At 37.1% G+C, this 21,840-nt stretch carries 19 protein-coding genes; 8 read left to right on the forward strand and 11 right to left on the reverse strand.

Features of this window, described 5'->3' with window-relative positions:
* Positions 1–264: 264 nt before the first annotated feature.
* On the forward strand, positions 265–1,257 hold the full coding sequence (locus H5084_RS16495) for a transposase (RefSeq protein WP_182691607.1): 993 nt from the start codon (positions 265–267) through the stop codon (positions 1,255–1,257).
* Positions 1,258–1,814: 557 nt separating this feature from the next.
* Complete coding sequence (locus H5084_RS16500) at positions 1,815–3,041, forward strand: hypothetical protein (protein WP_182691609.1); 1,227 nt, start codon at positions 1,815–1,817, stop codon at positions 3,039–3,041.
* Positions 3,042–3,145: 104 nt separating this feature from the next.
* Here the strand turns inward: H5084_RS16500 and H5084_RS16505 are convergent, their stop codons facing one another.
* Positions 3,146–3,439: a type II toxin-antitoxin system RelE/ParE family toxin gene (locus tag H5084_RS16505; protein WP_182691611.1), complete on the reverse strand. Its 294-nt coding sequence runs from the start codon at positions 3,437–3,439 to the stop codon at positions 3,146–3,148.
* Positions 3,439–3,678 (reverse strand): type II toxin-antitoxin system ParD family antitoxin, encoded by a 240-nt coding sequence (locus H5084_RS16510; protein ID WP_182691613.1) that lies wholly within the window; start codon positions 3,676–3,678, stop codon positions 3,439–3,441. The genes H5084_RS16505 and H5084_RS16510 overlap by 1 nt, the downstream gene beginning before the upstream one ends.
* Positions 3,679–3,829: 151 nt before the next feature.
* Here H5084_RS16510 and H5084_RS16515 point away from each other — a divergent pair, with 151 nt between their 5' ends.
* The 4 genes from H5084_RS16515 to H5084_RS16530 all read left to right on the forward strand — a co-directional run bounded on the left by H5084_RS16515 (position 3,830) and on the right by H5084_RS16530 (position 8,592).
* Positions 3,830–3,979 (forward strand): hypothetical protein, encoded by a 150-nt coding sequence (locus H5084_RS16515; protein WP_182691615.1) that lies wholly within the window; start codon positions 3,830–3,832, stop codon positions 3,977–3,979.
* Between the two features lie 553 nt (positions 3,980–4,532).
* Positions 4,533–5,027 carry a general stress protein gene (locus H5084_RS16520; RefSeq protein WP_182691617.1) on the forward strand — a complete coding sequence of 165 codons (495 nt, stop codon included), beginning with the start codon at positions 4,533–4,535 and terminating at the stop codon, positions 5,025–5,027.
* Positions 5,028–5,431: 404 nt separating this feature from the next.
* Positions 5,432–6,379, forward strand: coding sequence for a formate/nitrite transporter family protein (locus H5084_RS16525; protein WP_259396869.1), 948 nt, complete (start codon positions 5,432–5,434; stop codon positions 6,377–6,379).
* 368 nt (positions 6,380–6,747) lie between these two features.
* Positions 6,748–8,592: a hypothetical protein gene (locus tag H5084_RS16530; RefSeq protein ID WP_182691619.1), complete on the forward strand. Its 1,845-nt coding sequence runs from the start codon at positions 6,748–6,750 to the stop codon at positions 8,590–8,592.
* 120 nt (positions 8,593–8,712) lie between these two features.
* Here the strand turns inward: H5084_RS16530 and H5084_RS16535 are convergent, their stop codons facing one another.
* From H5084_RS16535 to H5084_RS16560, 6 genes are all read right to left on the reverse strand, one after another.
* Positions 8,713–10,443 (reverse strand): alpha-amylase family glycosyl hydrolase, encoded by a 1,731-nt coding sequence (locus H5084_RS16535; RefSeq protein WP_182691621.1) that lies wholly within the window; start codon positions 10,441–10,443, stop codon positions 8,713–8,715.
* Between the two features lie 125 nt (positions 10,444–10,568).
* Positions 10,569–10,832: a Rho termination factor gene (locus H5084_RS16540; protein WP_182691623.1), complete on the reverse strand. Its 264-nt coding sequence runs from the start codon at positions 10,830–10,832 to the stop codon at positions 10,569–10,571.
* A 92-nt stretch (positions 10,833–10,924) separates the two neighbouring features.
* Positions 10,925–12,991 (reverse strand): catalase, encoded by a 2,067-nt coding sequence (locus tag H5084_RS16545; RefSeq protein ID WP_182691625.1) that lies wholly within the window; start codon positions 12,989–12,991, stop codon positions 10,925–10,927.
* 249 nt (positions 12,992–13,240) lie between these two features.
* Positions 13,241–13,699, reverse strand: a complete 459-nt coding sequence (locus H5084_RS16550) for a hypothetical protein (protein WP_028867682.1) — start codon at positions 13,697–13,699, stop codon at positions 13,241–13,243.
* 151 nt (positions 13,700–13,850) lie between these two features.
* Complete coding sequence (locus H5084_RS16555) at positions 13,851–14,531, reverse strand: SDR family oxidoreductase (protein WP_182691627.1); 681 nt, start codon at positions 14,529–14,531, stop codon at positions 13,851–13,853.
* Between the two features lie 34 nt (positions 14,532–14,565).
* On the reverse strand, positions 14,566–15,135 hold the full coding sequence (locus tag H5084_RS16560; protein WP_028867684.1) for a DJ-1/PfpI/YhbO family deglycase/protease: 570 nt from the start codon (positions 15,133–15,135) through the stop codon (positions 14,566–14,568).
* A gap of 665 nt (positions 15,136–15,800) precedes the next feature.
* Between H5084_RS16560 and H5084_RS16565 the strand changes: the two genes are divergently transcribed.
* Both H5084_RS16565 and H5084_RS16570 read left to right on the forward strand, forming a co-directional pair.
* The gene (locus tag H5084_RS16565) at positions 15,801–15,959 is read left to right on the forward strand and encodes a YqaE/Pmp3 family membrane protein (RefSeq protein WP_182691629.1); all 159 of its coding nucleotides are present in this window, start codon (positions 15,801–15,803) and stop codon (positions 15,957–15,959) included.
* Positions 15,960–16,193: 234 nt separating this feature from the next.
* Complete coding sequence (locus H5084_RS16570) at positions 16,194–18,539, forward strand: glucose/quinate/shikimate family membrane-bound PQQ-dependent dehydrogenase (RefSeq protein WP_182691631.1); 2,346 nt, start codon at positions 16,194–16,196, stop codon at positions 18,537–18,539.
* 387 nt (positions 18,540–18,926) lie between these two features.
* Here the strand turns inward: H5084_RS16570 and H5084_RS16575 are convergent, their stop codons facing one another.
* From H5084_RS16575 to H5084_RS16585, 3 genes are read right to left on the reverse strand one after another with little or no spacing between them, the layout of a single operon-like run.
* Positions 18,927–20,030, reverse strand: coding sequence for an ABC transporter ATP-binding protein (locus H5084_RS16575; RefSeq protein WP_182691633.1), 1,104 nt, complete (start codon positions 20,028–20,030; stop codon positions 18,927–18,929).
* Between the two features lie 10 nt (positions 20,031–20,040).
* Positions 20,041–20,886, reverse strand: a complete 846-nt coding sequence (locus H5084_RS16580; protein ID WP_182691635.1) for a carbohydrate ABC transporter permease — start codon at positions 20,884–20,886, stop codon at positions 20,041–20,043.
* Positions 20,876–21,772, reverse strand: a complete 897-nt coding sequence (locus H5084_RS16585; protein WP_182691637.1) for a carbohydrate ABC transporter permease — start codon at positions 21,770–21,772, stop codon at positions 20,876–20,878. The genes H5084_RS16580 and H5084_RS16585 overlap by 11 nt, the downstream gene beginning before the upstream one ends.
* Positions 21,773–21,840: the final 68 nt, after the last annotated feature.

The raw sequence follows: 21,840 nt of genomic DNA on the forward strand, positions 1-21,840 counted from the left end.
AAGATCAGCAAAAAGTTCAGAAAAAGATCAGGAAAGATCAGGGAAAGATCAGGACAGGGAAAGATCAGGACATCCATATCTTTTTGACTGAATAGTGATATTGACCTATGGTTAAATAACCAGTTGTTTTTGTGCTTTGGAGGTTACATGACTCAATCACGAGATTCTTTAAAGGGAAAGATCAGGACATCCATATCTTTTTGACTGAATAGTGATATTGACCTATGGTTAAATAACCAGTTGTTTTTGTGCTTTGGAGGTTACATGACTCAATCACGAGATTCTTTAATATCACTTTCAGATACTCCTTATTACCACTGTATTTCTCGTTGTGTTCGACGTGCTTTCCTGTGTGGTAATGATCGATATACAGGGCAGAGCTTTGAACATCGTAGGAAGTGGATGATTGACAGGGTACGTTATTTAACCGATGTTTTTTCAATTGAGATTGGTGCTTATGCCATCATGTCGAATCATTATCATCTTGTTTTATATGTCAATGAAAGTGAATTAGCTAATCTCACCAATAATGAAATTTGTGAACGTTGGTCGACGATATATTCATTATCGCCTATCGTTGCGCGTTGGCAAAAAGGTGAATTAAGTTCTGATGCGCAAAAAGAGATGGCGCTTTCTATCATTGCAGAGTGGCGAAGACGTTTATCAAGCATTTCGTGGTTTATGCGTTGTTTAAATGAGTTTATTGCGCGTAAAGCCAACAAAGAAGATAACTGCAAAGGGCGATTCTGGGAGGGACGCTTCAAATCTCAAGCCTTACTTGATGAAAAAGCACTATTGACGTGTATGGCCTATGTCGATTTGAATCCCATTCGTGCGAAGATGTCAGCAAGTGTTGAGGAATCAGAATACACCTCAATATTTGAACGGATACATTGCAAGTCACATCATGCTGAAAATAAACAGGAACATTGTAGTAAACCACTGGTTAAATTCATTGGTGCAGAGCACCAACAGAATCCATTCGGCATTTGTTTTTCATTGATTGATTATCTTGAATTGGTTGATTGGACTGGTCGTGTTATTCGAGAAGATAAGCGCGGGGCTGTCTCTGGAAAGGTACCTGCCTTACTCACAACACTAGGTCTAGATACTGAAACATGGTTTACCCTAGCTAACGACTTTGGCAAAGATTACCACGGAGCCATTGGCTCATTAGAGGAATTAGCCCTTTTTGCAGAGCATACAGGTAAGCAATGGATTTCAGGGAAAAACAAATTAAGACGAATATACAACTGACTACTCACTCTACTTACTTCATATCATTTAATTAGTGCCTCACTAATTTTTTTCACGATTTAAAATCAATAAACTCCCCTTTATTTAAAGCGAGACTTCATTTCTTTCTCTGTTTGTGAGATTAAACTGGGAGTTTAATTGCGAATGTCTATGTGCATATATTTTTTCTATGTAAATTACAGTTATAAAGTTTGGATGTCCTGATCTTTGCTGTGTCAGGATGTCCTGATCTTTGCTTGCTACGTGGCCAAGATAAAGTTAATACTCAGTCGTAAATGTATTGCTTTTTTCATACTGTTCCTTATAACGGCGAGAAGTTAAGGAATAGTTTACATTAAGCCAAGCGCAAACCTTTAGCCTCAACAACACAGCCTAATTAGCCTCATAAACGCCTTTACAACTCAGTTTAACCATTCAACTATTGAAAACTAAATAAATCACATTAACATCAACTAAATGTTGCTGAATGTATTTTTATAAATACAATTCGGCTGAGAATGAAAAATTCTACAGCTTCGCTAGCTTTCAAAAAGGTATAGCAATCAAAGGAGAACGAAATGAACAAAAAATGCAAAGCAGAAAATCAAAGTATTAATGAAATTTTAGCAAAATCTTGTGATGCCAAAGTTAATGTTCTGAAATCATGTAACGAGAAAGAATCTGGTTGCGGTTGCTTTCCTTCTGGTGAATTATCTAGCAAAGGTGATGTTGATCTTGTCTTGTTAATAGATTCAAGCAGTACAATGACACCGCGGTTATCAGGTATTGACGAAGCAGTAATAGCTGGATTTAAGCGTGCGAAAGAGACATGTAAACCAAATATTCGAGATAATTGGTTCTGGGTTGACGGGCCGAAAGGAGGCTCCAGTGGCACATCTCCTCTGGGAAATCCGATAAATTTTACTCAATCACACCAAAAGTATCTAGAATCTTTACCTCAGAATGCAGGGGCTGTTTACTTTCAAGACCTTAATGAGCCGACTGGACATTATCCAGGTGAGGAGGGTGCTGATGCAATTGCAGATATTGCGAAATATTATGATTGGCGGCCTGGAGCCTGCAGGTCTATTTTATATATCAGTGACACCACTTTAGAGGGACACTACAGCACAGAGGCTTCAAATGATTATGTTGTCGCTCGTGCAATAACAGAAGCAACTTCTCATAATGTCACTGTTTTTGCACATAAAATCGGAAATGGTAGTGGCGTTACAGGTTTATCCCCAACAATTGTATGGGCTGATTACGTGAATTTATGCTCGTCTACTGGGGGGTATGCAGAGACAGGAGGCTTCCCTTCACCAGAGCTGTATGAAAAGTTAATAGAAAAAGCAATATGTAATTGCGGTGATGGCTGTACAACAGTACCAGCGCCAGAGGTAAAACCATGTATCTCTATTTCATGGGGAGATAGTGATTGCGACTGCTTAGAGACCGATGACTTTGAAATACTATGCATATCCATTTGCAACTGTTATTCCAACATTGGCTTTAATAATTTTAATATTAGCAGAATTGAAATAACCGATAGCGGTGGCAATGTGGTGGCTAATCTGCCTGATGGTACACCATCAGTGCAAGCAGTGCCTATTGGTCCAATTTGCTTTGGAACAATAGCCCCATGTGAAGAAGGCGAAGTATCTTGTGTCAATAGAGAGTTCGTTATTAACACACGAGGGGCAAAGGAAGGTGAATATCAAGTAATATTGCATGGAATATGTTTTGATGTGAATTTTAATTACCACCAAGATGCATGCTTTAAATTTAACTTATGCAAAAGCTAATCAGGTAGCTGGAGGTATATAACCTCCAGTCTCACACCACCCTGCATGTAAAGAATGGGGTCAGGACCTGAGACCCTAATTTTTGGTCTTAATGAGGCGTTTTTTCATTGAGCACGGTTAACATCCATGCTTTTATGTAAAATTCGAACAATTAGTATTTGATCTGCTTTATGCTCTTTGTAGTAAATTACATGGCTAGATTGAGGGTACTTACTATAACCTTCTCTAATGTAATTACAGTTAATTCCTAGCTTGGGCTCATCTGCTAATAATTGAAATGAGTTATCTAGTAATTTTAAATAGTTATTTCGCTGTGCTTGTCCCCATGTTAACTGGGTGTACTTTGCTATTTTAATTAAATCTGACTTCGCTTTAGCTGATAATACGAATTTGTTCATTAGTTACTATCTTTATCAAGTTCAGCGAGTAACGAGTCATAACTATAGTCAACGGTGCCACTTTGCTCACCTTGAATTAGCATATTACGTAAATTCTGTAACTTGCTCTCTTGGTCTTCTAATACTCGCAAGCCGGCTCTTAGTACTTCGCTTGCTGAACCATAGCGACCAGAGCGAAGTTGTTGGCTTATGAACTGATCAAAATGATCACCTAAAGTCACGCTAGTATTTTTAGCCATTGTTAAAACCCTTTTAGTTAATACCAATATATATTAGATTATGGTATAAAAAATATAACAAGGCAATTAAGTCGGACATTGACGTACGATAAGTGACATTTTCAGTTCTATCTTTTAATGATGTCGTTTTACATGCTAAGAGGTCGTTGTTATGACTCAGTCTCGCCAATCCACTAACCAGTCGTTCGGAAAGGATTATCAGCGGGCTGTGGCCTCTTTAGACGAGTTAGCTTGGTTCGCTGAACATACCGCTAAATGTGGGATAGCCAGTAAAAACCAATTACGACGACCAACTCATTAATTTATTACTATCATAATTTCTAAATTTTCAACATATCCTCATTAGCACTCGCTAATATTAAGCATGTATAACACTCAGCCTAGCGCATCAAATATGAAAATATTAAGGTTTTAAACAATGTAAATATCTTTAATCAATCGCTTTATTATCATGTATTCGTTATTGATTAAGGATATTTTTTCTATAAAAGTTTTTGCCTGACCGGTCTGTTGTGCGCGGTTTGTTTATTAATTATCTGTTAATTTGTAAGTTATCTAAAGACAGTAAAAGTTACTAAAACAAATTAATAATTTATAGAGTCAGTTTAACTAACATAGAGCGTGTAATAATTATAATAATTCATGTAAAGCTTACACGTAAACCTATTTTACCAATGAAGCAATACAACAAAAATATTGATTTCTAATAATAAGGGGTTAAACATAAGTTGCTGATAATTATAATTATTTTAATATCTCAAAGCATGGGGGGTCATGCTGGCACAGTGATTGCTCACACCACTGTAGCTAAGTTAATAAATTAGCTAGTTTTTTAACTAACAAGAGGTTTCATTATGAGCAAAGTAATTACTGGATTATTCGAAAATTCATCAAAAGCAAGTGCTGCAATTCATAGATTAGAAGCAATTGGTGTTAAACAAGATGACATAAGTGTAATAGCTAATGACTCATATTCTATAGATGATTTTGCTGTAGATGAAGGTACAAAAGCCGCTGAAGGTGGCATGGTAGGTGCTGCATCTACAGGTATATTAGCAGCAGTTATCGCAGGATTTACAACTGTTGGTGCAGTTGCAACAGGCGGTGCAGGTTTACTCGTTGCAGGTCCATTAGTTGCAGCATTTGCAGCGGGTGGCGCTGGCGCTGCAGTAGGCGGTAGTTTAGGTGCTGTTATCGGTGCATTTATTCCTGAGCACGAAGTTAAGTTTTACGAAAATGCTATCGAGAAAGGTTCTATACTTATCGGTGTGCAATACAACAGCGATAACAAAGATAAAATTAAAGATATCCTAGAAGGTATTAATGCTGAAAAAGTAGCTACAGCATAAAAGTAGCTATAGCATAATTGGTACCATTAAATGTCAAATGACGTTGTGTAATATGTAATAAAGATTGAATGACTATTATAGAAACGTTGATTGACATGTAACTGAAGGGGCAAGGATGCTATTGCCCCTTCACAAACCCAATTTACTAAAGAGAAACCATTCATTTACATATAATTACAATACTTTATGTCTGTTTTTTGTAAAGAGTATTTCTAAAAAACATCGTAAATAAGATATTAATTTTTAAACGATATTCAGCTAATACGTGTTCATTAATGCGTAAAAGGGATGCTTAATGTCAACATCTTTGACTGCCAATCTTTTATTAACTTCTTTACTATTCTTCTTTAGGTTATTTTTCTTGTTAATGTAACTTTTATTTATTTTAAATATAAAAGAGTAAAATGATGACAAATAAAACGATACTCAATAAAAAAAACACCACACACCAACGTGATACTCATCATATCGATAAGATTAAAAAACGTATTGAAAAGCATAATATTGAACAAGGCAATAGTGAAAGAGGCAAAGAACGAAAAATAGAAGCTGAACACTATAAAGAAGTCATTGTAAAACGTATTGACGGTACCTTCAGGCACGCTGACGATATATTACAACTTGCAATACATGAGGGCAAAAGCCAAATAGAGAGGCCTATTTTAGGTTTGCTATTATCCTCAGTTGCTGCGGGCATGATCATCGGGTTTACAGTATTAGCTGTCGCGGTGATAACCAGTATTGCGGGTAGTACGGAAGGTATTAATCGTGTATTTATGGCGTTAGTTTATCCTCTTGGCTTTGTTTTATGCATATTAAGCCGAACACAGCTTTTCACTGAACACACCGCCACAGCTGTTTATCCTTTACTCGATGGAACTACAGATATTGCAGGTGCATTAAAACTTTGGGTCATTGTTATTCTAGGTAATCTGACCGGTGGTTTTACCATTTCAGTTTTATTGAATGCTGCCGAACCTGTTATTCATGCTAAAGAGGGATATTTATTAGTTGCTGAGCATGTTTTACAGTATGACTCAACTAGTTTACTCATTAGTGCTGTATTAGCAGGGTGGTTAATGGCTATTGGTGCTTGGACAATTCTTTCTACACACTCAACTTCCAGTCAAATTCTTTGTATTTATATTGCTACATTTCTTATCGGTATTGGTGGTCTTCATCATTCTATTGCTGGATCTGTAGAATTATTTATTGGTTATCTAATGTCTCCTGAGATTACATTAATGACGATTACACCGGTTATCTTATTAGCTTTATTAGGTAATGCGATTGGCGGAAGCATTTTTGTGGCCTTATTGAATTATGGGCATATTAGAGGTCTTAATAAATGAGAAAACGACTGTAAATAATGGCTATATCCATTCTGCATTTAAAGCATATTATCAATATAGAGTAAATCATTGGTTATTTTACAATGTTATATAATAACAAAAAGTAGCGGACACCCATAAACTTTGACGACTCTTTATTGATTAGTAATATTTTTTTGTAAAAGTGTTTACCTGTCCGGTTTGTTCCTGTTCAATTGTCCAATGCCTTACCTAAATATTTTTATATCTTTAACCAAATGTAATTATTTTTGAATAAATAGATATCCCTTTCATTATCAAATTAAAATATATTCATTGTTAACTTAATGTGTTGTTTTCATTAATTTTTACTGATAGGTTAACTTAATAATTAAGCAAAGGGATATGTAATGAAACTCAATCAAGTATTATCAATCGTTAATCAAGTTGAAAAGTCTAAATTTATCTCATGCTTAGATCGAATGTGTACAGATGCAGCTAAAAACAATAAAAAGTTAGCAAAAACAATAGAGAATATAGATGGACAAATAAAGAATGCATCTGGCAGTGAAATAACTCAATTATTCAGTACCGTTAGAGAGTTCTTTAAAGATTCTCTAAAAGAACAGATAATGATGAGTTCAGCACAATTAAATTTACTTATAAATATTTTGAGCAGAGATGGTAATTGTGTAGCGAGAATAAGTTGGATAGAAGCTCTGTATGCAAAGGAATGGAAAGAATTAACAAAACTATCTAATGAATTACAAAATTCGATAAAAGAAGGTAGCGATGGAAGCTTATTTGAAAGAAACCGAGCATTAAAAATTTATCATGCATGTATGAAAGAGGCATACTTTAATGATGAAAAAAGTAATAGAGATGCCAAAGTTACAGATGATGAAAGAAGTATATTAAATGTACTTGCAGAGGAATTAAGTTTAACTACTGATGAAAGTGCTGCTATTGAACATCTTGTTGATGTCATTCCACAAAATGGTGTTTTAGATGCTTTAAATGGCCTTAGAGATATGGGATTGCTATTTATAAGTAGAAAAAGACAAGAGGTTTTTATACCTGATGAAATAGTTACATTATTAAATGAAATTCAAGGTAAATATTTAGCTGATAAATACATTCTTAGAGTTTTGAGAACATTAACAGACGCTGAGCTCTCAAATATCCTCAAAGCCCACGGTAGAAAAATTAGGGGGGTTAGTCGTATAGACAAAATTTATACGATTATTCACTCTGGAATTCGCGCTGCAAAACTACTCTCCGATGATATGCATAACGTCGACGATAACCAAAATCATAGAAAAGACCGTCTTAAACAATTAATCAATGATCTTGAAATTGATGTTGATAAATTAGGCACAACATTAGATGAAAGAATTAGTTTAATTCTCACATCTTTATCGAGTGCCACGGATAAAGAGTTTGATTCTTTGAGTGCAAGCGGTTTCAAGCAACTCTTAAAAACATTAGAAGAACACTTTCCGAGTATGATTGAAGTTCTTAAAGGAGCTTTCGAGCTTGAGCCTAATGAAACTGTAGATACTGAAAAATTAAGAGCTTTAAGTATCACACCTCATGATATTTTATATTTACTTTCAAATGATGAAATTAGAGATGTAAGAGACGCAATTGGATTAGCTAAACGTGGTAATCCTCGCTTAGCTATACTAGAAAGTTTTGCTAATGCAACTGACAAGTTAATTGAAAATTATGATGCACTCGCTCGAAGGGATATTAATGCTCTTAAAGAAGTTGGCGCAGATGTAATAGAAAGCGAAATTGGTATTAAATTTGAAGAAGTTACTAAAGCAATATTTGAAATTTTAGAATTAAACATTGATGAAGATCTTCGGAAAAGCTTGAACACGGCCAAAGATAAGGCCGATATTATTATCTCTTTAAGTGATAATGACATCATAATTGGAGAGGCTAAAACTTGCAAAAATGGAGATTTCGCGAAGTACTCCACGACTTCAAGACAAGTCAAAGCTTATGTTGCAAGGGCTGAAAATCAAGGGAAACGAGTTGCACAGGTATTGATCATAGCCCCTAGTTTTTCTGATGATTTTATCGAATCTGCTGAAATGGATACTGAGGTTAATATCTCATTATTGGAGGCTCATGGACTTAAGTTGATACTTGACTCATTTAAATCCAAAAGAAATCCAAAATTTTCTCCTAAATTACTAACTAAAGGTGGATTACTAAAAGCGGAGTTAATTGCTAAAAATCTATAGTTATCGCAAAGTAGCAGAAAAAAGTAGAAAAGTAGCGGACACCCATAAACTTTGACGACTCGTTATTGATTAGTAATATATTTTGTAAATATTTATGGCTGTCCAGCTTGCTTTCTTTATCTAATTAGAAAAAATGAACACACTGTATTTAGGTATTTTGACTGTGCCATTATTTACCCTAACTTGATCAGTCACTATGCCATCAGACCACGCAAATAAACATGTTGCCTCTTCGTTTAGTTCACTTAATGCATATTCATCTATTTCAACATCAGATAGATTGAGGTAAACATTAATTTTTTCATCAGCAACCCCATTTGAACGGCTGAATCCAATAATCTTATGCTCGTCATCACGGTGTATAATTTGTGTTTGGTCACCGGTTAAACCTGCCGAGTTACCCTGATTATTTTTACGTAATGCAATTAATTGTTGGAAGGCTGCATAATATTCATTAAATTGATCTTTTTTGTGCCAATTAAGTGCTTCATTATCATCAAACCAACCACTTTCTTTCATCTCCTGACCTTGAAATAGCATCGGGACACCCGCCGTCGAAAAGACTAACGTTGCTGCAAGAATTCCTTTTTGGCGTGCAAAAAAATCATCGTCAACGTTACCGGGTGCAACTTCTTCTACTATTCTAGCCTGCCCGTTAGCAACTTCATCATGTGATTCTGTATATATAACACGTGAATAAATGTTACCGCTGTAACTATGCAGCAGGGCGCCTACTACTTTATCAAGGTCTATGTCTTCAGCGGTCGGGTGAGTTAACGCTGCTCGTATTGGGTGTACAAATTCCGCATCCCACTGTGATGTAAAACCACAACCACCTTGTTCTACTGCATCAGTGATGAAATCATGCTTGTGTAAATCTTCCGCTATACAGATTTTATTAGGAAAATTATGTTTGATGGTTGAATTGATATCCTGGATAAGCTCGTAGGCTTCTGGAATATCATCTTGTCCGTTATCTGCCCCAGAAATACAGCGCATAAAGGGCAACATATCTAATCTCAACCCATCGGCTTTAAACTCTCTTAACCACATCAATGCATTGTCCTTGATGTAGTCGCGCACTTCGATGCGACCGTAATCAGGTCGGGTCTCGCCCCAAGGTGTTGAACTTCTTTGGTCATTGTAAAAGTAAATGCCCCCTTTATCGTTTTCGCTCCAACCATCGAATTGCCATATATCCAAATCACTCGGTCCAAAATGGTTATAAACAACATCTAAAATGACACCAATACCTCGCTCATGTGCTGCATCTATAAATTGTTTTAAGCCATCGGGACCACCGTAGGCTTCTTCAACAGCAAAGGGGGATGCTGGATTATATCCCCAACTAATATCGCCAGCGAATTCATTGACAGGCATTATTTCTAATACATTGACACCTAATTCAACTAAATCATCCAGTCTTTCGATTGCAGAATTAAAGGTACCACGTTCGTCTGATATTTGATTAAAGGTGCCAATATGCATTTCGTAAATGATTCTTTGATGGACAGGAGGTAACTCAAAGTCGCTTATTTTCCAATTAAAATCATCATCGTATATGATTGAATTACCCACACTGTTAGTCATTTTTCTAGCGCGAGGATCATTTTTTTTGTTCTTTTTATTATCTGCAGATTCAATACAAAATTTATACTCATCTTGATTAGAAGCCGTTGAAATATCGACCCACCAAATCCCGTTATCTGCTTGTTGCATTGCATTTCGGTCTTCGTCCCAATCATTAAAGTCACCAACTAAAGAAACTGACTTAGCATGGGGGGCCCACACTGAAAATTGGTAACCGTTGTCTATTTTATTAACACCTAAACTACCTTGATATGCTGACATAGTTTTATGCTCCAATATTGTACTTGATAAGATGGAAAGGATTGTGTGATCTATTTTTATTGTTTATATAATTTGTTTAAAACTATCATTAATATGCATGATGAATAACATCATGGAGCGATTAACTAATGGGCTCTTAATGCTTCAATTAATTCTTCTTTATTCATGTTAGAACGGCCATTAATGGTTAATGTTTGTGCTCGTTTATACAATTCAGCTTTATTCCAGTTTTCATATGGCTGCGCTTTCCCGCCTTTTTTAGCTGGGTGCATCTCTGGATTTGCTTGCGCATTAGCGATGAGGGCCGATTTTTCTTTACTGTTTCCTTGGTTAATCAAGGCTTCGTAAACGCGGTCATTTTTAATTTGTTTACCATGTTGATGAGACATCATTTTCCCCTTTGGTCGAGACAGAACGACCGAGTTAACGGTCGTTTATTATTCATTTACCGTACTTTTATTGATATACCTGCATGTTTGATTTATCGTTTCCAGAAACGTAATGATCGAAGTGTTTTAATAAATGAATCAGCTGCTTTATCATCTAAGTTAATCATCCCATTATCTTCTACATTATCTAACCCCACGGTTTTAAGTAAAGATTGTGCTTGCGGAGTATAACCAATGAATTTTTTGTGGGCGTAAGCATCACTGATAAAATCTTTAGCTTCGGGCACTTTGGCAAAATAGTCAGCTCCATCATTACTCACTAGCACTAATACTGCATCGTATAATACAGATGGACCACCAGCGATAGCTTGCTGCGCTTTAACGTGATTACCTTTAGAACAAGCAGCACCGCCTATTTCTGCTGCAATAACTTCGTATCTAGCACCTTCATCGGCTAATGCATCAGTAACGGATTTAAATAATGCACCGTCAAAACCTTCCGATATTAATATACCCAATTTTCTACCTTTGAAAGTGTTAACTGAATTTTTTAATATACTCAATGCGTCTGATACAGGTAAATCGGTACGCGTTGCTTTTGCTGCTTCAGCGGCTTCTGGCATGGTTTCTAAACCTAAGCCTGCTGCGACTTTTTCAGCTAACTTTTTATCGATATTGATGAGGTGTGATACTAAACGTTCCCGGATTGCTAATTTTTCGACTTTGGATAACTCAAACACTAGTGCAGATTGAATGTGTTCCTGCTCGACGTCTGTTTGGCTGAGATAGAACTGGCGAGCTTGGCTATAATGATCTGAGAAGGTTTCAGAACGATAGCGTGTTTTATCACCCATCATTTGCTCTGAACTACTTTTAAAACCTTGTTCAGGACAAGCGCGAGGATTATTTTCATCTGCATCCCAAGAGTTAGGTTCATAGTTAACACGACCCTTTGGATTTTTCATCGTCATGTGTCCATCTTGTTGAAAATGATGCATTGGACATTTTGGTGCATTAATCGGAATATCAGTAAAGTTGGGACCACCAAGTCGTTTAGTTTGAGTATCTAAATAAGAAAAATTACGCCCTTGTAATAAAGGATCAGGCGTAAAATCAATACCTGGCACTATGTTCTGGGTACAAAATGCGACCTGTTCAGTTTCAGCAAAAAAGTTATCGACAACGCGATCAAGTACCATACGGCCAACAATTTTAACCGGTACTTGTTCTTCAGGAATAAGTTTAGTCGGGTCGAAAATATCAAACTCAAAATCGTCAGCAAATTGTTGGTCGAACACTTGTAGGCCTAACTCCCATTCAGGAAAATCACCCGCTTGGATCGACTCCCAAATATCTCTTCGATGAAAATCAGGATCTGCACCGTTTATTTTGAGTGCTTCATTCCAAACCACTGATTGCATGCCTAGTTTAGGTTTCCAATGAAACTTAACAAATTTTTCTTCACCTTTAGCATTAATCAATTTAAAGGTATGCACACCAAAACCTTCCATAAAACGTAATGAACGAGGGATCGCACGATCAGACATGGTCCACATCACCATATTCATTGCTTCTGGTGTTAGGCTGACAAAGTCCCAGAAATTATCATGTGCTGTTTGCGCTTGAGGAAAACCTCTGTCAGGTTCTGCTTTTGCAGAATGTACCAAATCGGGAAATTTCATTGCATCTTGAATGAAGAAGACAGGAATGTTATTACCTACAAGATCCCAATTGCCTTTTTTAGTATAAAACTTAACAGCAAAACCTCGTACATCACGAGCCAAATCGCCCGAACCTTTGTTACCTGCTACCGTTGAAATTCTTGTAAATAACGGTGTTTTTTCACCTTTTCGCTGAAAGATATCTGCGCTGGTAATGTCAGATAATGATTCGTAGGTTTCAAAGTAACCATGCGCACCATATCCTCTTGCATGTACAACTCGCTCTGGGATTCTTTCATGATCGAAATGAAACAGTTTTTCTCTTAATACATGATCTTCCATCAAGACGGGACCATTTGCTCCAGTTTTTAAAGAGTTTTGATCATCACTGATTGGGCAACCTTGGCTTGTGGTCATTGTGGGGGAATCACCAGTATTTGATTGATGAAGCTCTCCACCTTTGCCTTTACCGCCTGAGTATTTAAATGATTCTGTCATATCTAGTCCTTAATCCTTGTGCTAAAAAATTAATGTTTAGAGGCTAACAATTAAACACGTTAACTCATTGATAAATAGCAATAACAATGCCAAATATAAACGTAGTAAATATCACTGTTAATCTATAATTAGATGTTCTGACACGTAAAATTTACAAACTTTTTGTCATTATTACTAAAGGTGATTAATGGTTTACATAGCCTTGATTAAATAAGCAAAAACTGAACTGTTTTTGCCTATAAGCATCTATTAAATATCATTCATTTCATTGATATCGATGGTGAGTTGTTTCTTTAGTTGCTCTGTGTGTTGGTGAAGATTATCAAATAATATTTCTACTTCTTGGGATTCATTTGATTTAGAAATACCTTGATAAATACTCGTTAAATATTGGTTAAAACGATCTGCTAATGCTTCAACTTGTTCGCTCGTCACTTGCGAATGATTAAAATCAGTTGAAAATAAAGAATCAATATTTTGCTCCGGATCAAATTGAATAAATGCTTCTCGAGTTTTATTCGATGCTTTATCAAGGTAGGCACTGACAAAGTCGAGCAATTCAAGTTCATGTTTTATCAGAATATCCAATAATAACTTTGTTCGTTGATTTTCAGCCACCATTGATAATGATTGATAAAATTCTGCAATACGTGAGTGCAACTTTTGATTTTGTTTTAAGAAATCGTGCACGTTATTAAAGTTATTCATTAAGTTGTGTCCTTTAAAATTTTACTCAGTTTTTAATGTTGATTTGATAGACCTATTGAGTGAATTAATTAGGTCTAACTATCTAATTCGTAAAGTAAATCCGAAACGTTAATTCGAAATGTTAATTCATAATTCAAATTAATAACGTAAATTAGTTTGTTGGCATGAGTGTTATTTCTCGAATATCACAACGAGGGTTGGCAGAAATGGCAAAAACAACAGCTTCTGCAACATCTGTAGGATCTAACTTGTCGGGCTTAGCTTCATCAAAGAAAGGGGTGTTGACCATACCTGGACAAATGGTGGTACAGCGACCTTTCCATTCTGCCATCTCAATAGCTAAATTTTGCGCAAAACCATAAGCAAACCATTTTGAAGCGCCGTACACTGAACCTTTAAGTGAAATTTTCCCTGCGATGGAGCTAGTGACGATAAAGTGTCCTTGAGTTTCTTTTAGTGCAGGAAGGCTTGCTTTAGCGGTATACAGTAAAGCGTTTATATTGACATCTAACATCGTTTTCCATTCATCTGGATTGCCATTTTCAATACCTGGTGTACTTGCACCCATGCCGGCATTGGCAAATACAACGTCTATTCTGCCAAACTTCTCTTTGGCTTTATTGATGACGTTACTAATTTCATCCAAGTTAGAGACATCTGCTGTGACAGCTAATACTTTATCTTCTCCCCAACGTTGTACTATTTTGTTAAGCTTTTCAGTGCTTCTTGCGGTGATCACTGCTTTGTGTCCAGCTTCGATGACTTTATCAACCGTCGCTGCGCCTATGCCACTTGAAGCACCTGTTATGACTATTATTTTTTGATTATTCATGTTTTATCCTCTATTTATCTTTTACGTAAACAATTTAATGTGTCAATTGGTATGCAATCGCATCGACAAAAGCAGGAATGTCATCAGGGTTACGGCTAGTAATTAATTTTCCATCTACGACTACTTTTTTATCTTCCCAGTGTGCTCCTGCATTTTTTAAATCTGTTCTGATACTTGGAAAAGAAGTGACCTTTTTATTTTTTACGATGTCAGCTTCCACTAATAACCAAGGTCCATGGCAAATAGCAGCGATTACTTTTATGTTGTCTTGTTTTGTTGCTTTTTGAATCAACGACACCACTTCTTTATTAGTGCGTAATACGTCAGGGTTGATTTGACCACCAGGGAAAATAATACCGTCATAATCTGAAAGGGTTATGTCGCCAATTTGTTTATCGACTTTAACTTTATCGCCCCACTTATTGACATCCCAACCACAAATTTCTTGATTGTTATCGATTGATACAACATCTATTTCTGCACCAAGTGCCGTTAAATTTTGTTTAGGTTGAAGTAGTTCGCTTTGTTCAAAACCATCGGTTGCAATCATGGCTATTCTTTTGTTTTTAAGTGAATTGTTTTTAAGTGAATTGTTGTTATTCATGCTGTCTCCTATTCAAATAAATTAATAACTATTAGCCAGTTGTTGTTATTTGTAGGGTCTATTCTGGCTATTTAGTTACTTTGGCTTTGCAATACCAATACCATGTTGTAAAAAGTTGGTTGATATCATTTAAAACAGAGGGTTGGAGGGGATTTAGGGCTTACAGAAAAATTAATACATTGGAATGAATAATGTAATATTTTTATTTATAAATGTAATATTTTCATGGTGTGGTTACTTTTACCGAGCTTGAAAAATTTGTATTTCAGTCAATAAATAGCTCTATTGAGTTTTTAAAATAATGATCTAAATACGAATAAAGGTATTAAGTTATTGAGGAGCTAATGATAGCCTTTAATCATCTTGATATAGTGAAAATCCCCTATAAACGCTAGCTCTAGACTGATTTGTTTTCTATTTTAAATGGAAATAGTATCTTTCAATTTGTTTATTAAAGCTCTTTACTGACGCAATGTTATGTCTATTCCTCCCATAAAAATGCCGCCTATTTTTGCTCTGTAAATCCGTGGCATGCTATTTGCTCCACCCTTAATTGTTATACGATTTTTTTTAATTGTTACACGAATATTTTAACAGTGGAAAGTTGGTACTAGGTTGTTGAAATAGCCGCTTCCAAAGACTCATTTAATTTTAAGGATTAACCAATGGATATCATTCGAATCATCTTTGCTGTTTTATTGCCGCCACTAGGTGTTTTTTTACAAGTCGGATTCTCATGGACATTCGTCTTGAATATTGTTCTAACGCTTCTCGGTTATATTCCGGGGATCATTCATGCAATTTGGGTTATCGCAAGGAAGTAAAAATGGATTCAATTTCTAGTTCATATTTATCAATTGATGTATGACGATAACTTCATCGAAACATAAACATTAAGCATCAATAGTACCGCTTCTTTCTATCATGGAGTGGTCATTGTTTCGAAAGTAACCATATTGTTGTCGTCTTTCAAAAAGTGAAATGATGAATATTGAGCATACTAAGATAAAAATAAGCGATCAGAATACAAAATATTAATCAGGGGAAGGGAATATCATATGATCATATTAGCGGGACTATTTTTCATTATTGGAATAGCTTTATTTGTTGGCGGCAGTTGGTTAATTTTACTACATGGTAGTTTTTATTATTGTATCGCGGGGCTAATGCTCATCGCTGTATCATTACTGTTACGCAATAGAAATGTATTGGCCAACTTTATCTATGCATTACTATTGTGTGGGACGTTAATATGGTCAGTTAATGAAACGGGGATGAATTGGTGGCCATTGGCAACACGAATGGGGCTTTTCTTAGTCTTAGCGATACCATTAATATGGTGCGCTATGTTGAAATATCGTCAACGTCGTGGCTGGTTGATTTTATTGCCAGTTTGGTTAGCTACCGCAGTCGTCACTGTCTCTCCTATTCTAATGTCCAACCCAAGTACACTTGAAGGTCAATTATCGCGAGAAATTAGTATTGCTAATGCTGATTTAGGCGGCGTTAATCCAGATGATTGGGAGGCTTATGGTCGCAGTAATTTAGGACAAAGATTCTCTCCATTAAATCAAATCACTCCAGATAATGCAGATCAGCTTGAGTTGGCATGGCAATATCAAACTGGAGATTTGAAAGGGCCCAATGATGTAGGTGAAACCACTTATGAAGATACGCCTATCAAAGTGGGTAATTCGCTTTACGTTTGTACTCCGCACAACTGGGTTATCGCTTTAAATGCAGATACTGGCGAAGAACAATGGGTTTATGATGCGAAAGTACCTGAAGACAGTCAGCGCCAACATCAAACATGTCGTGGAGTTGCATATTTACCTCCTGCTGATAAAAATTTACCCAATAATGTTCAACAATCGACTTTATCTGCAGAAACGTTAAGCCCGATATTATGTGATGCCCAACTATTTTTACCTACTTCTGACGCGCGTCTTGTTGCTATTGACCCAACAACGGGTGCTCGCTGTGCTAATTTTGCCAATCAAGGTGAATTAGATTTAATGCACAATATGCCGTTTACACAATCTGGGTACTATTATTCTACGTCACCACCTTTGATAGCTGGCGGATTAGTTATCGTATCAGGTTCTGTTAATGATAATTACGACATCAATTCACCATCGGGTGTAATACGTACTTACGATGTTAAAACAGGTGAATTAAAATGGAATTGGGATTCTGGGCACCCAGATGAAACATTGCCAATTGGTGAAGGTGAAGTTTATGCGACTAGCTCTCCTAACAGTTGGTCTGTAGCGAGCGCGGATGAAAAGTTGGGTTTAGTTTATTTTCCAATGGGCAACCGCACACCTGATCAACTGGGTATTTATCGAAGTCCAGCAGAGGAAAAGTATGCAACATCAGTGGTTGCTTTAGACCTATCAACAGGTAAGGTTGCTTGGGTGCAACAATTTGTACACCATGATCTATGGGATATGGATACGCCAGCACAACCTTCGTTGTTGGATTTAGAAACAGCGTCGGGTACTCAACCTGCGCTAGTCGTACCCACTAAACAAGGTGATATATATGTATTAAATAGAGCGACTGGAGATCCTATTTTTCCAATTACTGAAGAACCTGCACCTCAAGGGGCTATTCCCGGTGATTATACTGCTGCAACTCAACCCACTTCAGCATTATCGTTTAAACCAGAACCATTAAAAGAGAATGAGATGTGGGGAGCGACACCCATAGATCAATTAATGTGTCGTATTCAATTTAAACAGTTGCGTTATGAAGGGCGATATACGCCACCATCTGAACAAGGTTCACTCATTTATCCTGGTAATTTTGGTGTGTTTAACTGGGGGAGTATTGCCGTCGACCCGAAACGACAACAATTATTTGGAATGCCTTTGTATTTAGCATTTGTATCTACGTTAGTCCCAAAAGATGGATTAGATTTAACGTCAGCTAATAAAGGTGAACAAGGTGTAAATTCAAATGATGGTGCAGATTATGCTGTCGAGTTAAAACCTTTCCTTTCACCGCTCGGTATTCCTTGTCAACAGCCTCCTTGGGGATATGTGGCTGGTGTAGATCTTAAAACTGGAAAAACCGCATGGAAACATCAAAATGGCACCATTGAAGATATGACGCCATTAAAATTGCCAATCGAAATGGGGGTGCCTGGAATAGGTGGGCCTATCATTACTGACGGTGGTGTTGTTTTTATGGCTGCATCAGTTGATAACTATTTACGTGCTTATGATATGTCTAATGGTCATGAATTATGGAAAGGCCGTTTGCCCGCTGGTGGACAAGCAACACCTATGACTTATTTAAATAGTAACGGTGAGCAAATGGTTGTTCAAGTTGCAGGCGGGCATGGCTCTATCGGTACCACTATCGGTGACTATGTTGTTGCTTACAAGTTAAAGAATTAATTATTAGCAATAAAAATATTGCTCGCGTTGCGGGCATATTAATAACGTTTTAAATGCGGATCCTGAGTCGCGGTTAGTTGCTTTATCTAGTTACTTTATATTGATGGATAAACCTATTGTCCTTATATGATGGAGTATCGAGACCAATAATAGACGACTCATTTGACCTGATAGAAAAGTAGTGGACAGAAAGTAGCAAGCGAGAAAGTAGTGGATACTCATAAACTTTGACAACTCATCATTACTCTTCGATCTGGCATCCGAGTTAGGGCTTGATAAAGCGTATTGAAGTAACATAAGTATTATCCCAACAGATTAACGGGGTTAATCTGTTGGGATCCTGTCAATAATTCTGTGGGTGATTTCTATTGTCCAACCCAATTAATATTAATAAACACGTTCCTGAGTATCGGGGTCAAAAAACACTACCTTTGACATATCCAGCAATAATGGCATTAATTTATCGACTTTACTTTCAGCAGTTGGATGGATACGACAAACCGTTTTCACACCATTGATTCTCACTGTTACCAAGGTATCTGGGCCTGTTGGTTCGATGAGCTCGACATCACAATTCAACTTGGCACTATCGGGTTTGTCTTCACCTTGCTGAGTAATTTGCTCTGGTCGAATACCCAATATAATAGATTTGTCAGCGTATGCTTCTAATCCTTTAATATTCTGTTTAATTGGCACCTTCACTTTCTCATTGCCACTTTCAAGGCTTATCTGTATAACACCATTCACTTTCTCAGCCTGACAAGGAATAAAATTCATTGAAGGGCTTCCCATGAAACTGGCAATAAATTGATTACGTGGATTGTCATAAATGTCTTGTGGTGGTCCAAATTGTTGTATTTCGCCATCTTTCATCACTGCGATAACATCACCTAAAGTCATGGCTTCAATTTGGTCATGAGTAACATAAACAATGGTGGTTCCTTCTCGCTGATGTAATTCTTTGATTTCACCTCGCATTTCAACCCGTAACTTAGCATCAAGGTTTGATAGAGGTTCATCAAATAAGAAAATCGAAGGGTCGCGGGCTAACGCTCTGCCCATTGCAACACGTTGCCGTTGACCACCAGAAAGTTGCTTGGGTTTTCTGTCCAGTAAGGGTTCTATTTGCAATAACTTTGACACTTTTTCTACAATCTTTTTTTGTTCCGATTTTTCCGTTTTACGAATGGTTAAACCAAATTCAATATTCTGGCGAACGGTCATATTTGGGTAGAGCGCATAGGATTGAAATACCATCGCAATATCGCGGTCTTTCGGATCTAAATGCGTGACATCTCTATCTCCAATAAAAATATTGCCATTACTAACAGGTTCTAAACCGGCAATCATATTAAGCAGGGTGGATTTACCGCAACCAGATGGACCCACTAAAATCAAAAATTGACCCGGTTGTATCTCTAAATCAATCCCCTTGAGCACCTTGACTTTTCCATAGATTTTTTCAATATTCTGTATTTTTAAAGCGTGCATATAATGTCCTTTAACCTTTAACAGCGCCTGCTGTGAGTCCTTTAACGAAATACTTGCCGGCAACGATATAGACGAACAAGGTAGGTAGCGCAGCAATAATGGCAGCAGCCATATCTACGTTATACTCTTTGACACCTGTACTCGTATTAACCAGATTATTCAGTGCAACTGTAATGGGCTGCGAATCTCCTGATGAATAAACGACGCCAAATAAGAAGTCATTCCATATTTGTGTAAACTGCCAAATCACCGATACAACAATGATGGGTATTGAAAGAGGTAGAATAATACGGTGGAAAATCATCCAAAATCCAGCACCGTCAATACGTGCGGCATTCACTAATTCTGAAGGAATGCTGATGTAATAATTACGGAAAAATAATGTAGTAAATGCCAGGCCATAAATGATGTGTACCATGATCAAGCCAGAGGTGGTTCCTGCAAGGCCAAGAAAACCTAGCATGCGCGCCATTGGCAATAGGACAACCTGAAATGGGATCATCGTACCAATCAGCAACATCCCAAAAAATAGAGTGCTACCACGAAACTTCCATTTGGTTAGTACATAGCCATTTAATGCACCTATTACAGTAGAGATGATGACGGCAGGTACTACGATCAATACTGAGTTCCAGAAGTAGCCTTTGAGCCCCTCGCAACTTACTCCTGTACAGGCTGACCCCCATGCTTTATCCCACGAATCAAAGTTCAATGCCTGTGGCATTGATAATAAGGTGCCTGAACGGATTTCATCCAAGTCTTTGAGCGAAGTGATCACCATAACCACGAGAGGCAATAAATATATAAGGGCAGCAAAGCCTAGAATGCTATAAATCAAAACTCTTTTAATGTTCATTATTTTTCTCCCTTAGCTCCGAATATAGATACGGGACGATAATGGCAATAACCGCCATTAACATCATCATCGAAGCTGCTGAACCCAATCCAATTTGTCCGCGAGTAAAGGAAAAGGTATACATAAAGGTAGCGGGAACATCGGTCGCGAATCCAGGCCCACCACCCGTTAAAGCAATAATTAGGTCGAAGCTCTTAATCGCAATATGGGTCAGTATTATAAATGCACTGAAAAATACGGGGCGTAACCCTGGAATAATTATTTTCCGGTAGATAAGTGGCATTGAAGCACCATCAACCTTAGCTGCTTTGATTATATTGTCATCAACGCCTCGTAAACCTGCAAGGCATAGTGCCATAACGAAACCAGATGATTGCCAGACACCTGCGATAACGACGGTATAAATCGCCATATCCGTGTTCACTAACCAATCAAAAGTGAATGATTCAAACCCCATTTCGCGTACTAGCCGTTGGATCCCCAGTTCAGGATTCAATATCCACTTCCAGGCCGTACCTGTCACAATAAAAGAGAGTGCCATCGGGTATAAATAGATGGTGCGAATAGCGCCTTCAGCACGAATTTTCTGATCAAGAAAAATCGCCATAAATAACCCAAGTAATAAACAAATTAAAATGAATAAAACGCCGAATATAAAAAGGTTTTCAGCGGCTACCCACCAACGATCATTGGCAAACAACTTTTCATATTGGATGAACCCGGCCCAATCATACTTTGGTAACATACGAGAGGAGCTAAAGGATAACCAAGCATTCATTAACATAAAGCCGTAGATAAAAATCACTGCCACAACAAAGGTTGGCGCTACGACTAGTTTTGGTAATAATTCCCCTAGCGATTGACGGGGAGCGCTGGATTTATTCATAAGAAGATGGATCCTCTTAAATAGCTAAATGAGATAGCTAAAATGAAAGCCGGGTATCAACTAGAAAT

It is taken from the genome of Psychromonas sp. SR45-3 (genome assembly GCF_014163575.1).
GTDB classification, from domain to species: domain Bacteria; phylum Pseudomonadota; class Gammaproteobacteria; order Enterobacterales; family Psychromonadaceae; genus Psychromonas; species Psychromonas arctica.